Genomic DNA, 13936 nt, shown 5'->3' with positions numbered 1-13936 from the left:
GGCGGTGGCGCTCAAGCAGTGCAGCATTACTCCTTAGAGCGTCCATCCGTCGTCGATGAGCACCGCCTCATCAGGCAGGTACTCGCGGGTCAGCTGACGCGCCAGATCGCTGCGGTTCCACGCGTCGATTCGCAGGACGTGCCAGAGATTGGGTCGATCCGGATGGCAGGGCTCCCCCACCCCTGCGCGACACAGTGGCGACGGGCACGCGATCCGCACATAGAGCGCGCTCGGGTCCACTGCGCCGCGCGCGGCGCTCATCCGTACACCACCGATCCGAACAGGCCCGTCTGGACCACCTGATCGGCGATACCCGCGTCGTAGTCGCCGTCCTCCCCATTGGTCCTGTTGGCGATCACGAACCGGTGGGCGTAGCTCTTCTCGTCGGCGTCCTTCCACTGCTCGGCGAGCAGCTCCGCTCCGCGCTGGATCACCTCCGCGTCGATTCTGAGGTCGCCGGCGCGCTCCGCTGTCTCCTGATCGTGATCGCGCACGACGGCGTAGAAGTCCCGGCGATAGCTCAGACTGCGACCCGGGACCCCCTCGTCGTCGCCACAGTACTGCCACCGGTACGTGTTGACCTCGGCCCAGTAGTTGATCCCGCCCTCGATGGCGGCGGTGAAGACATCCGCCAAGAACTGCTCGCGGCCGTCCTTGATCGGTTCGATGGTGGTGGTCATGACATCCTCCGTTGATGCTGGTTTGCGCTGCCCTGCTTACCTTTTCAACAATACACCCGATCGGGCCATTTGTAAACCCGATCGGGTGTATTGATCGTGCGTGTTGTGATCGTCAGCGGTCGTCGACCCTGTCGAATACCCAGCCGAGCGCGCGGAGCGGGTAATTGCCCTCAACGTCGGGCTCGAGGAGGGTCTGGACCGTCTCGCGGTCTGCGCCGCCGTCCGTAAGAATTGCGGCGCTTCCATCCTCCGGCGCGAGGAAGTGCACGCTCATCGTGACCTCGTCACCGGCCTCAGCGGCGACCATCCGGGACAACTCGCCGCCAGTCACGACCGGCGCCGCCCATCCATTCCATGGCCTGTCGAAGCGCACGGCCTCATAGGTTCCGACGAACCCGTCGAGCGTGAACCGCATACCCGGGATCACAACGCCACCTCCTCGGTGGAGTAGAAGACGTCGCAGGGTTCGCGGTCTCGCACGGTGTCGATCAGCTCGTCGAAGCTGAGCGCCTGCGGATCGAGGCCGGGGAAGAATTCGTGGTTAGTGAAGTAGGCCCGCACCGCGGCTTCCAGGTCGGCGAGGGTGGTACGCACCTGGTGCACGAAGTGCGAGTCCTCGACGATGGTGGCGATGTGCAGCTCGACCGTGTTGGGGGCGTTGATCTTTCGTCCGTTGCTCATACCCATAACAATACACCCGATCGGGTGTCTGCGCGACCCGATCGGGTGTATTGGTCCAGCGGATTTCTATGCTCGCGCGGCGATTCCGCGTCGAGCACCACCGAGCTTGTTCTGATCGTCGAGGTCGGCTTCGAGACCTGCCTGAATGCCCTTGCGCAGAGCGTCTTCGGCGAGCGCCGGGCGGTAGCGGTCCTTCTTGAGTCGCGGGTTCGCCTTCTCCATTGCCTTCTGCGCGCGGTCCTTGTCGGAGACCAGGACGAGGGCCTGGCTCGCGCTGGAGGTCTGAGCGTCTCGCTCGTCGGCGGCGCGCTTCTCGGCCTCAGCCAGCCTGTTCTTGATGCTGTAGATGTAGCCGCTCATCCAGGAGATCCGGTACGCCCTGGTGGAGACGTCGGACCACCACGGGGCGGTCTCGCGGCCGGCCTGCGCGATCATTCGGGGGGCGAGCATGGCGAAGAGGATGCGTACTCGGCTGGTGTGCACGCGGACGCCGTAGAGCACGACCTTGCCATCTGCCGGCCAGATCACGTTCTCGCAGTGCAGCGCGGACCCGATGTGGCAGAGGAGGTCGATCTGCTGGCGCAGGTACTTGCCCTTGAGCTGGAACGTGAGGGCTTCGACGACGTTGGATCCTGCCTGCTCATCCTTCGTGCCGCGGGCCTCGGATTCGGCGATGCCGTACTCGGCGAGCAGCGCGAAGGCCTTGGCCTCGAAGGCCTCGGCCTCCTTGGTGCCGGGGACCGAGTCGGCCTGTCGCAGCAGCTTACCGATCATCGCGGTCATGTTCTCGCGCTTGGTGTCTCCGCTCATGAGCATGTTTCTCCCTTGGTGTGTTTGCGCTGTCGGGGTACGCCACCAACTATACACCCGATCGGGTTTATGTCAACCGATCGGGTGTATAGTTCTGGGCATGACGAACGAAGCAAAGGAGTCGCCGCCTCCGAAGCTGTGGACGATGGCGTCCGTGGCCGACTACAGCGGGCTGACGAAGGACACGATCAAGAGCTACTACCGCAAGCGGCTGCTGCCGCCGCAGGACTTCGAGACGGAGTCGGAACCGCCTATGCCGCTGTGGTATCCGGAGACGATCAAGGACAAGTGGGTTCGCCGCGGCCGCGGTGCGCGCACGGACCTGAACACGTAGGAGGGGCGGCCCCGTCGTGCGGGTACCGCCCCCCTCCTGGTGGTGCCGAGCTACGTCAGCGTTCGAGCCCGTCCGGGCCGTCGATGCCGCTGCCGCCGGCCTTACGTGCCTGCGGTGTGGAGCCGGGCTTGCTCGTGCGTCCGTTCGCCGGCGCGCCGGCCTGCTTGATCCAGCCGGGCAACGCGCGCTGTGCCTGCTGTTCGGCGAGGTCGCGTGCCACCTCGTCGAGCTGCTCGCGCGCGTCGGGCGCGGACAGGTCGACGGTGCGGCCGACGATCGGCGCGAACGGCGACTGCTCCGGGTTCTCGTCGATCACCGCGGTGGCGGCGGGTGCGGTGAGCGCGTATTCGCGGGCGGCCGCACGCATCGTGGCGAGCTGGTTCTGGATGTACTCGTGCTTGTTGAGCACGCCCGCCTCCTGCACCAGGGCCTCGGTCGGGTTCAGGTGCAGGCTCCACCCGGGCTCGCGGCCCGCGGCGCGTAGCCGTTCCTGGGCGGCGACTTCCGCGGCGATCGCCTCGGGGGTGTTCTTCGCCGCGTCCATGTCGAGCCGGATCTGGGTCAGCTCGATCCGGGCGGCGTTGAGCGCGTCCTGGTGCTCGAACGGGACGTCCATCCGGGGCTCCTGGATCGCGATCTCGGCGGCCCGTTCATCGAGGTCGCGCTGGATGCTGTAGGGCTTCTCCTCGATCTTCTCGTAGACGTTCTCCAGTCGCGTCAGCAGTCCGTTGGCGGCTTGGCCTTCCGATGCCGCCTTGGCGTCGGCGTCCTTGTTCGGACCGGCCGCGGACGGCCACAGCGAGCTGATCCCGACCGCGATCTCGGTGTCGGCGGAGGCGTTGTCTGGCGGCATCCGGAACTCGAGCACGAGCGAGCTCTCGGAGAACCGGCGGCGGGCCTCGACCCACACCCCCGAGGGGAAGGCGGCGACGGGCACCCGCGCTTCGGGGGTCTTCATCTGCATGTACGCCGCGCGGCAGACCTCGAGGAAGGCGCGGCCGCGGTCCTTGCGCTCGGTGAAGGCCTTGCGGTCCTTGCCGACGAGCACGGTCATGGGCTTGCCGTCCTCGACCCACTGCGGGATGCTCGCGACGATCGGCCGAAGCTGGTCGAGCCGTGTCTGGAGCCGCGGGATCGCCGCGCTGTTGGCCTTGACCACCCACCGTGCGTGCGAGCGGGAGTCTGCGTGCGCGCTGGCGAGGGCTTCGAGCTTCTTAGCCTCGTTCTCCAGCTCGGCGGCCCGCAGGAACCGCGGGTCACCGGAGGCGATCGCCTTCGCGGCGGCGGCCTCCTCGGCGAGAGTGATCTCGCCGACGTCCTCGATCTCGTCGAGCCCGGTCCCGCCGCGCTTCATCTGCGCGATGTAGCCGGCCTTGGTCTCGATCTTGCTCCACATCACCGTGTCGGTTGTGCCCTCTGTGACGTAGTTGAGGATCTCGACCTCGTCGTTCTGGTTGCCCTGCCGGATCAGGCGGCCTTCTCGCTGTTCGAGGTCCGCCGGTCGCCACGGAACGTCCATGTGGTGCTCGGCGATGAGGCGGTCCTGCACGTTCAGGCCGGTGCCCATCTTCTCGGTGCTCCCGATCAGGACCGCGATGCGGCCGGCGCGCACGTCGGCCTGCATCTTGAGCCGCTGCGAGGGCTTGATCGCTTCGTGGATGAAGGCGATCTTCTCGCGGGGCACGCCGAGCGCGACGGCAGCGTCGCGGAGGCCCTCGTAGACGCTCCAGGCGCCCTTCTTCGGGGTTCCTCGGTCGCAGAACACGATCTGCGCCGCACCCGTGATGGGGGCGATCGGCGCGTCGGGGTCGTTGCTTTCGCGGTACTGCCGGTCCTTGTTCTCGTGGTAGATCCGGGCGATCTGCGCGGCGACCGCGTCCGCGCGGGTGTTGCCCGGGTCGGGGTCGAGGTTCGCCAGCCGCGGGTCCAGGGCGACGTTGCGGCCGTCGCTGAGGACCTTGAGCTGGTTGTCGATGTCGGCGCGGCGTGGGTCGAGGTGCTCGATGCGGTAGTTGAAGTCCGCGATGAAGTCCTTGACGTCGATGCCGGGGACGGTGGTGATGACCTGCCGTTTACCGCCCTTGATCTTCGGTAGCCGCACGGGCACCTGATCGCGGGTGACGACGTCGGCGAAGATGCTGGCCATCTGCACCAGCTGGTCGGGGTTGTTGAACTTCGCGATCTTCTCGACGACCTGCAACTTGGTGCCGCTGATGTTCGGCAGGATCATCGGCTCGGTGCGGGTGAAGGTCGCCGCCCAGGCGCTCAGTTCGAGCACGCCCGCCTGGGCCAGCAGGTCCGGGCGCAGGTACCGCTGCATCACCCACATCTCGCTCATGGAGTTGGCGATCGGGGTGCCGGTGGCGAAGGTCGCCACGCGCTCGGTGCCGGGCTCGAGGTGCCTGCCTTCGGCGCGGGCCTGATCCTGCTGACGATCGCGCAACAGCTCCAGCTTGAGGGCGAGATCGTCGGCCTTCGCTGAGCCCTTCTCCAGTGCCAGCTCGTCCAGCGAGCACTGCCGGGACAGGTTCTTGTAGCCGTGCGCCTCATCGACCAGCAGGTAGTCGCAGCCCGACTCCTCGAAGTGGACGATCGCCTTGGTCTTCTTGGCATCGCTCAGGGCCGTCTCGAGCTTCGCCTTGAGGGTGTTGCGGGCCTTCTCCAGCCGCTTGATGCCCGCCGTGGTGCTCGGCTCCGCCCTCCCGAGCTCGTCGAGCTGGTTCTGGATGTAGTCGCGGCGCCTGTCCGGGTGCACCGAAATCTTCTCGAACACCGATGACGGGATGATGACGAAGTCCCAGTCGGACGCCGCGGACTGTGCGACGAACAGCTTGCGGGCCTCGTCGTTCATGCCCTTGTAGCCGACCAGGATGTTCGCCGCGGGATACCACTGCTTGGCCTCGCGGCCCATCTGCTCGATCAAGTGGGTGGGAACGACGATCCACGGCTGGCGAACCAGGCCGCGGCGCCGCAGCTCCATCGCGCCCATGAACATGCTGCCGGTCTTGCCGGCGCCGACGACGTGATCGAGCAGCACGCTCGGTTCGGAGACGATGCGCGCGACCGCGTCCCGCTGGTACGGGTGCGGCGTGAAGGCCTCGCTGACGCCGTCGAGCGTGAGGTGGGCGCCGTCGTAGGTGGTTGGGACCAGGGTGTTCAGTCGCCGGTTCCACTCGGTGACGAGCCGTTCCTTGCGATCGGGGTCCTCCCAGATCCATCGTCGGAACTCGTCCTGGATCTTGCCGGCCTGGACCTGGGCGAGCGTGGTCGCCTCCATGTCGACCGCGGGCAGCCCGTGGTCCTTCATGTCCTTGGCGGTGTTCTCGACCTTGATCGACTTCTGGTTGAGCAGCAGCTCGAACAGGTCGACCGCGGAGAGGGCCTTACGCCGGTCGGCGTTGTCGGCGCCGAACTCGGTGCGCATCTTCGGGGTGTCCCGCGACCCCATGCACTGCACCGACCAGGCTCCGCCGACGTACTCGATGTTCGACGGTGCGCCGAAGACTTCGGAGGTGAACTGCTGGTAGTCGGCCGGGCTGACCCAGGGAGCGCCGATCTTGACCTTGATGCGGGCCGCCGGGATCGTCTCGGGCACGGCAGCCTGCACCGCCGCGACGGAGCGGGCCAGGTCCTCGTTGGTCGGGTCCGCCTCGAGCTGGGCGCGGCCGCGGTCGGCCTTGGCGCGCATGTCGCCCGAGAGGAGTCGGGTCGCAAGGACCAGCTCATCGGGGTTGTCGATGTCGGTGTAGACCAGGTCGCCGAGATCCTCGCGGGCCTGCGCGGGGCCGTCGAGCCCGCGGAGCTGCGCGATGCGATCGAGGTCGATCCGGTTCGGGTTCTCCTCCAGGGCGATCGTCAGGGCCTGGTCCGGGCTGTCGGCGCGGGTTGCCTTCAACGGCGGCGCGACGACGTCGCGGGTGAAGATCGCTGCCTTGGAGACCTTCACGGTGCCGGCGTCCTCGTCGGCCTCGAAATGCTCCAACGCGAGGAGAGCGGCGATCGACGGATCGCCGCGCAGGCATTCGAGGTGAGTCTGGCGGGCCGACTTGGGCGTCGCCTCCCACGACCGCTCCAGCAGCTCGTCAGCCACCTTCTCGGGCAACTCACCCGCGTAGCTCCAGCCCTGCTCGTCCGCGTTGCGCTCGCGCCACTCAGCCTCGAACTTGGCGTAGCGCTCCTGCTGCTCGCTGTCGGTGCGCTCGCGGCCGCCCTGGAGCTTGAACCGGTTGATCGCGCCGTAGTCCTTGACGTAGCGGTCGTAGAGGGCGTTCAGGTCGCGGCGTACCTGCTCCTTCTCGGCCACGGTCGACGCGCCGTCGCGCTGGGTAGTGATCGCCTTCTCGGCCAGCTCGCGCATCTGCACCAGCTGCCGGGTCTCGGCGATCCGGCTCTTGGGTACCTTGAGCGGCTCGGCGCCGGCCAGACCGCGGCGCTCGAACACGCCGAGCGCCTCGTTGAACCACACCCGCCCGATCGGCACGTCGCCGACGTCGCGGTGCAGTTCCTGCGAAGTGGACAGGCCCGCGCTCGTGGAGACCTCGTTCGCCCGCACGGATTCGGCCGTGGCGGTCAGGCCGAGACCACGGTCCTTGGCCTCCTCGACCATCGCGCGCAGGCGTGAGCCGAGCGTCGCGGCAGTCTGCTCCGGTCCGTGCGGCGATCGCACCACCAGCTCGTCGTTCCGGTAGAGGCCGTGAGCGGCGGTCAGCTCGCCGATCACGTTCTCCGGGTGCTCCTGGAAGTACCGGTTGACCGGCAACTCGACGGTGCGGCCCTCGTCGTTCTCCACCTCGAGCAACGTGGAGTCGAGCCACGCCGGTGCCGCGGGAATCTCGGCGCCGGCCTCGCGGCGGCGGAAGATCAGGGCATCGGTGACCACGTCGGTGCCGGCGACCCGCCGGAACGCTCCGGTCGGGAGCCTCACGGCGCCGATGAGGTCCGCCTGGGCGTGCATGGCCTCCCGGGCGGCGCGCGCTTTGGGGCCGGCCGCGTCCATCGTGCCCTTGGAGGTGAGCAGCGCGACGTAGCCACCTTCGGCGGTCAGGGCGATCGACTTGTTGATGAAGTAGTTATGGATCTGGTGCCGCGCCGAATTGTGGATCGGGTCGGTGACGGTGAAATCACCGAACGGGACGTTGCCGATCGCGAGCGTGAACGCGCCGTCGGGCAGGCGGGTGACCTCGAAGCCCTCGGCGCGGATCTGCGCGGACGGGCGCAGCAGGTGCGCGATCTGCGCGGTCGTCGGATCCAGCTCGACGCCGACGGTGACCGCGGCCTTCGGTGCGAAGCCGAGGAAGTTGCCACTGCCGCAGCCGGGCTCGAGGACGCGGCCGTCCGTGAATCCCGCCTCGAGCATCGCGGACCACATGTGCCGGGCGATCGACGGGTCGGTGTAGTGCGCGTTGAGCGTCGACGCCCGGGCGGCCCGGTAGGCGCGGTCGTCGACCAGCTCGCGCAGAACAGCGCGTTCGCGAGCGAAGAACTCGTTGTCCTCGGCGAACATGCCCGGCATCGCGCCCCAGCCGCTCCATGCGGCGAGCACGTCCTGCTCCTCGGCGGTGGCGTAGCGCTCCTCCGCCTCGCAGCGCTGGACCACGCGCAGGGCCGCCAGGTTGGCCTCCACCCTCGCCCGCTGCCCGGACGGCACCGTGACCGCGCCGGTGGGCACGTAGTCGACGGGCTCGACGACGATCCGCGGCTCCTCGGGTGCCGCCTCAGCCTCGACCTGGGCCGCGGGTGCCGGGTCGGTGGGCTCGTTCTCGGGGGCGCTATAGTCGGCCGCCACGTAGGTGATCGACCCATCGGGGCGCATCGCGGGCTCCACGCGGGTGGTCGACCACTTCGACAGGGGCACGCCCATCTCGGACTGGTCGACGCGACGGTGCACGTCCTGCGCGGCGGTCTTCTTCGACGACGGCGGTAGCGGAGTGCCGCCGGGGTCGATCACGGCCGGGTCGACCGGTTCGCGGAAGTCCTCCAGGTCGAAGAGCAGTTCCTGCCCGGCTTCGAGCTGTTCTTCGACTACTCGTTCTCGTCGAGAGCGGCGGCGATTCGCTCGTCCCGCTCGCGCAGGCCCTGCCGCGTCAGCTCCAGCAGTTGGTCGGCGAGAGGATCGGCCGGCGCCGTCGGCACCGGCAGTTCGTCCTCCACCCGCGCCTGCACCAGCAGCTCCAGCGCCACGATCATCGCCGCCGGTTGCGTCGGCCAGATCTCCGCCACCAGCTGCTCGGTCGGCCGGCTCGGCTCGCTCGCCCGGTCGGTCAGCCACCGCGACATCGCCGGGGTCGCGCGGCGAATCTGCTCGTTCGTCTTCAGCTCCCGCAGCTCGGTCTCCTGGTCCGGGCCGTCGTCCGGATCCCGGTACCCCTCCCAGACCTGCGCCAGCATCATCTCGATCGCCAGCGGCCGCGCCTGCTGCTCGAACTGCGTCACCGGCGCCGGGTCCTGCGGCCGGCCCGGGTTCTCCTGCTCCCAGCGGCGCAGCATCTCCGCGGCGATCGCCTGCTCCTGCCGGATCGCTTCCTTCTCCAGGCGCGCGGCCTCGGCCGCGATCTCCTCCGAGGTCAGCTCCCCCGCCCACCGGCGCTGTACCGCGTTCGTGATCTCGCTCATCACTGGCTCTCTGATCGGCATCGCTAACAACATGATCTTGCCTCGGCTCCTGGTCGTTGATCTGGTCGGGTACGGGTACGCGGGTCAGGGGGTTCTCGTCGAGCGTGACCGGCCGCAACGTCTCGGCCATCAGTTCGCTGTCAGGGACGTCCGCGAGGACCTCGCGGAGCTGCTCGATCGACAGGGTGGTGTAGAACTCGACGAGGACCTCGGCGTCGTCGTCGGACTCCGACTCGTAGGTCTCGGAGAAGTCCACCTCCCAGCCGCGGGCGTAGAGAGCGGAGCTGAACTCCTCGACGTCGATCTCCGCCTCGCAGCGCATCGACCACACCTGCTGGGCGTCCTCGTCGAAGTCGTCGCCGGGCGCGGGGAACCGGGTGAGGTAGGGCTGCGCGGCGCCGATGCCCGTGGCCATGATCTGCACTGCGCTCGGCTGCATCGGCGAGTCGGGCAGTGCCTCTCCTGCCGGGCGGGCCGCGGCCGCCGCGGCGATCCAGGTCGCCGCGGGCTCTTGCGTGCCAGGCCACATCTCGGTCACCCAGTCCAGGTACGGGCTGAGCGGCTGCGAGGGCGATGTGCCGAAGGTCTGCGCGGCCGCGCGGGTATGCCGGTCGAGCCACTCGTCTCTGGTCGTGCTGGCGATCACCTCCCTTGCATCGCTGGAGTTTTCGGGTGCCTTAAAGGAGCCCCCCGAGGGGGCTTTCGTGTCGTCCATGGAGTTTGCGCTGTCCTTGGTCGGTGTTCAGTTGACCTTGGCAGCATTACACGCCCACCGGTGCCGCCGCTATAGCACGCCGAATGGTGTCCTCTACGTGGCGCGTTCGGCCTCGTCGCGCGCGCGCATCTTCTTCACGATCGACGCCTCGAGCGCGGCCGAGCGGAACACGATGACCGCCGAAACGATGCCGCACAGCGCCAGAAAGCCGCAGGCGATGGTTTCGTACACCGATGTGCCGACGATGATCGCCACGATGGCAAGGCCGACCGTTGCCAGCGGGAGCAGCGCGATCCATCGCGGCACGAGCTGCCTCGGCGGCCGTGTGCGCCGCTGGACGTAGATCGCGGCGACCAGCATCGCGAGCGCGGCGGAGAACATCAGCCAATTGGTGGTGGGCATGGTGTCAGGCCTTCCGATCGGTCCAGGTCGCGGTGAGCGCCGCGGCGGCGGACGGGAGATGGAGGTAGGCATCGGGCGCGGTGAACGGGCGGATGAAGGTGAACACGAAGATGGTCACCAGCACGCACGCGGCGACCGCAGCGCAGATACCGATCGCCGGCGACAGGCCCGCAGGCAGGCCTCCGCCGGCGGCGGTGAGCATCCCGGTGACGATCGCCAGGACGCCGAACGCGACCGTCCACCAGGCGGCCCGTGCTGAATAGGCGCGGCCGACCTCCCACGCAGCGGCACGGTAGACGGGCTGGAACCGCCGATCGCGCGCGATGAGTTTGAGTTCGGCGTCGACGTCGACAAGCGTGCTGGTGCCAGGCTGCGGGCTCTCCGAGACCGGGGAATCCATCACGGCGCGCACCCTGGCGGTGAGGTCCGGGTGCGCGCGGAGGATCTCGGCGTACGGGGCGATCCGGTCGGCTGCCTCGAACGACAGGCCGCGAGCCTGGAGCCATTGCACCAGGCCCTCGCGGTCGGGCGGGGGCGGGCCGGTGTAGTCACTCACGGGATCATCCTTCCGGTGCCGGCCACCACTGGGAAAGGGCTGGCGGTCGTTCATGGTGCTCATCCGCGGCTCTCGATCGCCCGCCGGTGCGTGGTGTCGAGCGCGAGTACCTTGGTGACCTTAGCGCGCACGACCGCGGTGACCTCAGCCTCCGTGCGCGGAGTGATCGACGCGAGCGTCACGGCGATCCGAGCCACGCAGCTCTCCCTCTCCGCGTTGCCAACGGCAGGGTCGAGCGCGCGGTCGAGCATCTTGCGCGCGGTCTCCAGCTTCGCGCGATCGGCGGTCGAGAGGTCGCCGAGCCCGATGCGCTCCGCGTGCCGGGAGGCAATCTCCCAGGCGGTGCGGGCTTCCGTGGCGGCCGCGAGAGCCGCAGCGACGCTCACGTCCTGCCGCGGGCGCAGGTCCAAGAACGCCTCGGTGGTGGCTCGCCAGGCGTCCAGGAACGCGATCGTCTTCGGCTCGTGCAGGTCGTCGAGCAGAGGCCGCTTCCACAGCGTGTCGGCGGGGTCGAGCAGGAAGGAGTCCCACTGTGCGCGCACGTCGTCACGGATCTTGGTCGCCTCGGCGAGCTTCCGGCGCCGGGCCTGAGCGGCTTCGGCGTGCTGGCGTTGCTTGCCGACCGCGATCACGACGAGCACAGCCGCGGCGATCACGCCGATCAGGACGCACAGACCGATCAGCACGGGTGCCCAGTTGAACGGCTCCGACGGCACACCCGGCGTCGGAGCCGGTGTAGGCGTATCGGAGGTCTCCGCGGCATCGCCGCCGGTTACCGCGCGGGCCGCGGCGGTCGCGGAGGCGATGACAACAGATCCGATGGTCATCGACAGGCCCATCTCGCGGCAGCGATGGTGGCCGCCGAGGGACCCGACCGCCACCATCAGCGTTCCACCGATGATGCCGGCCGCGGCCATGGCGTAGATCGCCCAGGACATCGTCCCCAGGAACTTGTTCAGCATTTGGTTGAAGGCGAAGTCGCTGTCGGCGGCTGGCCCCGCGAGGACTTCCACGGTGGCGGCGTGCAAGGCGGTGTTCATGATGTGTGCGTTCTTCCTGGTCAGAGGGTGAAAAGCGGGGGCTGAGCGGCGGCCGCGGCGGCGTCTGTCGCCGCGATGTAACGCTCAACGCGCCGCTGGACGTGGGCCTCGGTCTCGTCGAGCGCCGCGGCGATCGCCGGCCAGGTGAGCCGGTCGACTTCGCGGAGCTTCCAGGCTTCGCGGTCGGCGGGGTCGATCATCAGCGGGTTCATGCTGCGGCCCCGATCCATGGGCCGGTGATGCCCTTCCGGCTGGCGCCGGTGCCAGTGTGGGCGTCGAGGTGGGCGGTGACGGCGCCGACGAGGTCCCGCCCGGTGATCGGGCGGGTCCAGGCGTTGTAGGTCGCGGTGGCTTCCCATGTGGTCGCGGTCGCGATGACGGTGATGATGCCGCGACCGTGGCCGATGAGCAGCGACGGGAGCGGGGAGAGCGAGAGGTTGACCGGCAGTCCTCTGCCGACGGCCTCTGCTGCGAGGGCATGGAGTGCGGTGGTCATGGCGCCGACGCTAGCCGCGTTCGCCGGAAGTGTCAATAGTCTATTTCGTTCATACAATTGACTGTTGCGTAGAGTCCAATAGTCTGTTGCGCCTGGGGTAGAGTGGCCGCCGTGAGCGTCGAGATCCGCGTGGTGCGTGACCCGCAGTGGCCGGGCTGGTGGCTGCTAACGGTGGACGGTGCGGAGCCGGTGCAGGTGAACCTGCGGCGGGTCCGTGAGGCGATCGACGGCGCGCGCGCCACGGGCGACGATGTGCAGGTGGTGTGGCCGGAGGACCTCGACGCCAGACTGAAACGGAAAGCCGCGGCGGATCATTCGCTCGAATCCGCGCGGCGGGAGTCCGAGGAGTCCCGGCTCAGCGTGGTGGACTATCTGGTCGGTGATGGGCCGGCGCCGATGGAGAAGAATTCCGACATCGGTGCGCTGCTGGGAGTGAGCCAGCAACGTGCCGGCGTGCTGGTACGCAAGCTGATGGACCGCCGGCAGTCTGGCCCCAAGGAGGCCTGAGCGGGTCAGCGTTCGACGGCCCGTGCGGCAGACGGCTGCGGCCCGGACATGCGAGCCCGGCGATGTGGTTCGAGCGGGTGCACCGTGGCGCCGGCGGGGCGACGGGTTGTCGATCCGGCGGCTGCGCCCAGGGCCGCCTTCACGCGATGCGAGGCTCCGACGGCCCCCTTCTGTGGCGCCTCCTGCGGCGCCGCGGCGGGGGCGTCTCTGCCAGCGCTGGCGGTCTGGGTCTTCGGTTCGGCGGCGAGCCGGTCGAAGACATGGGCGTGCCGGTCGATCGTGGCGCTGTGCGCTTCGAGTCGCACGCGCGCACCGTCGCGGAACTGCATACCGAACTTGGCGATCGCGTTGTAGATGTCGTCACCGTCGGTGAGCTCCGCCACCTGGCGGGCCCGGTCGGCGAAGACGAAGGCCTCACGTCGCACCGCGGCCGCGAGCAGCCTGTGCGTATACATCGGCAGTTCCGCCGTCGTCGCATCGGTGAAAGCGACCTGTATGAGCGCGTTGCTAGCCACGTGTCGGTGGCGGCCGGGCGCGAGTTGCCGCACAAGCTCCTCCATTACGAGTGGTTCGCCGCGAGCACCGACGATGTCCGGTCGCGGCGCGGCGATGGCAGCCCGCCAGAGCGCTGCGTGCATCGGATTGTGGAAGTCCGTGTCGCGCACAAAACGTGCGACGGTGCGGGCCTCGTCCTGGCTCGCGTTGATGAAGGCGTGAAGGAACTCGTGTTCGTCGCGGAGGATGGGGTCGTCGACGCCGGTGGGTTCCGCCTCACTACTGGCGATGCCCTCCGGGTGAGCCTGATCCGCCGCTGAATTCTGGTTCATGGTCTGCGCTGTCCTCGAAGGTCAGAAATCAGTTGCGTAGCTCCAAGATACCGCGAGTGTGGGCGCGTGGGTTACCACAACTCGATCTTGTGTGGCAAACTCAGGGGTTAAGGGAATCTGGTGCGTAGTGAACACCAGGTCGCGGCGGAGTAGTGACCGGCGCGAATCCCGAGACCAACAATTGAAGGACAGCGCAGATATGAACGCACCACCGGTGCGGGATTCCGGCATTCCCGCGAACGAAACTTCCACACCTGGCAGCAAGCAGGGCGGTCG

The 13936-nt window shown here is 68.4% G+C and carries 16 protein-coding genes; 3 read left to right on the top strand and 13 right to left on the bottom strand.

Annotation, left to right across the window (positions count from 1 at the left end; translation table 11 throughout):
- Positions 1–33: 33 nt before the first annotated feature.
- The 5 genes from HF999_RS13940 to HF999_RS13920 all read right to left on the bottom strand — a co-directional run bounded on the left by HF999_RS13940 (position 34) and on the right by HF999_RS13920 (position 2171).
- Positions 34–261 (bottom strand): zinc finger domain-containing protein, encoded by a 228-nt coding sequence (locus HF999_RS13940; protein ID WP_168546461.1) that lies wholly within the window; start codon positions 259–261, stop codon positions 34–36.
- Positions 258–680 carry a hypothetical protein gene (locus HF999_RS13935; RefSeq protein WP_168546460.1) on the bottom strand — a complete coding sequence of 141 codons (423 nt, stop codon included), beginning with the start codon at positions 678–680 and terminating at the stop codon, positions 258–260. The genes HF999_RS13940 and HF999_RS13935 overlap by 4 nt, the downstream gene beginning before the upstream one ends.
- Positions 681–792: 112 nt before the next feature.
- Positions 793–1095, bottom strand: coding sequence for a hypothetical protein (locus HF999_RS13930; protein ID WP_168546459.1), 303 nt, complete (start codon positions 1093–1095; stop codon positions 793–795).
- A gap of 8 nt (positions 1096–1103) precedes the next feature.
- On the bottom strand, positions 1104–1361 hold the full coding sequence (locus HF999_RS13925) for a hypothetical protein (protein ID WP_168546458.1): 258 nt from the start codon (positions 1359–1361) through the stop codon (positions 1104–1106).
- Positions 1362–1427: 66 nt separating this feature from the next.
- A complete protein-coding gene (locus HF999_RS13920; RefSeq protein ID WP_168546457.1) occupies positions 1428–2171 on the bottom strand; it encodes a DUF2786 domain-containing protein in 744 nt (247 codons plus the stop codon).
- 100 nt (positions 2172–2271) lie between these two features.
- On the opposite strand from HF999_RS13920, the gene HF999_RS13915 reads away from it, so the two are divergent.
- Positions 2272–2505 (top strand): MerR family transcriptional regulator, encoded by a 234-nt coding sequence (locus tag HF999_RS13915; RefSeq protein WP_210733810.1) that lies wholly within the window; start codon positions 2272–2274, stop codon positions 2503–2505.
- 55 nt (positions 2506–2560) lie between these two features.
- Here the strand turns inward: HF999_RS13915 and HF999_RS23015 are convergent, their stop codons facing one another.
- From HF999_RS23015 to HF999_RS13880, 7 genes are all read right to left on the bottom strand, one after another.
- On the bottom strand, positions 2561–8452 hold the full coding sequence (locus tag HF999_RS23015; protein ID WP_168546456.1) for a helicase-like domain-containing protein: 5892 nt from the start codon (positions 8450–8452) through the stop codon (positions 2561–2563).
- A gap of 74 nt (positions 8453–8526) precedes the next feature.
- Positions 8527–9117, bottom strand: coding sequence for a hypothetical protein (locus tag HF999_RS13905; RefSeq protein ID WP_168546455.1), 591 nt, complete (start codon positions 9115–9117; stop codon positions 8527–8529).
- Positions 9118–9925: 808 nt separating this feature from the next.
- On the bottom strand, positions 9926–10234 hold the full coding sequence (locus HF999_RS13900; protein WP_168546454.1) for a hypothetical protein: 309 nt from the start codon (positions 10232–10234) through the stop codon (positions 9926–9928).
- Between the two features lie 4 nt (positions 10235–10238).
- Complete coding sequence (locus HF999_RS13895; protein ID WP_168546453.1) at positions 10239–10790, bottom strand: hypothetical protein; 552 nt, start codon at positions 10788–10790, stop codon at positions 10239–10241.
- Positions 10791–10849: 59 nt separating this feature from the next.
- Positions 10850–11830, bottom strand: a complete 981-nt coding sequence (locus tag HF999_RS13890; RefSeq protein WP_168546452.1) for a hypothetical protein — start codon at positions 11828–11830, stop codon at positions 10850–10852.
- A gap of 20 nt (positions 11831–11850) precedes the next feature.
- Positions 11851–12042 (bottom strand): hypothetical protein, encoded by a 192-nt coding sequence (locus HF999_RS13885; protein WP_246207832.1) that lies wholly within the window; start codon positions 12040–12042, stop codon positions 11851–11853.
- Positions 12039–12326, bottom strand: a complete 288-nt coding sequence (locus HF999_RS13880) for a hypothetical protein (protein WP_168546450.1) — start codon at positions 12324–12326, stop codon at positions 12039–12041. Before HF999_RS13880 ends, HF999_RS13885 begins: the two co-directional genes overlap by 4 nt.
- Positions 12327–12437: 111 nt before the next feature.
- Between HF999_RS13880 and HF999_RS13875 the strand changes: the two genes are divergently transcribed.
- Positions 12438–12833 carry a hypothetical protein gene (locus HF999_RS13875; protein WP_168546449.1) on the top strand — a complete coding sequence of 132 codons (396 nt, stop codon included), beginning with the start codon at positions 12438–12440 and terminating at the stop codon, positions 12831–12833.
- A gap of 5 nt (positions 12834–12838) precedes the next feature.
- On the opposite strand, the gene HF999_RS13870 is transcribed toward HF999_RS13875, so the two are convergent.
- A complete protein-coding gene (locus HF999_RS13870) occupies positions 12839–13288 on the bottom strand; it encodes a hypothetical protein (RefSeq protein WP_168546448.1) in 450 nt (149 codons plus the stop codon).
- 66 nt (positions 13289–13354) lie between these two features.
- On the opposite strand from HF999_RS13870, the gene HF999_RS13865 reads away from it, so the two are divergent.
- A complete protein-coding gene (locus HF999_RS13865) occupies positions 13355–13648 on the top strand; it encodes a hypothetical protein (RefSeq protein WP_168546447.1) in 294 nt (97 codons plus the stop codon).
- The last annotated feature ends 288 nt before the right edge of the window (positions 13649–13936 follow it).

It is taken from the genome of Tsukamurella spumae (assembly GCF_012396015.1).
GTDB lineage: Bacteria > Actinomycetota > Actinomycetes > Mycobacteriales > Mycobacteriaceae > Tsukamurella > Tsukamurella spumae.
The sequence above is the reverse complement of the archived record's forward strand: the minus strand, read 5'-3'. Positions and strand labels throughout refer to the sequence as shown.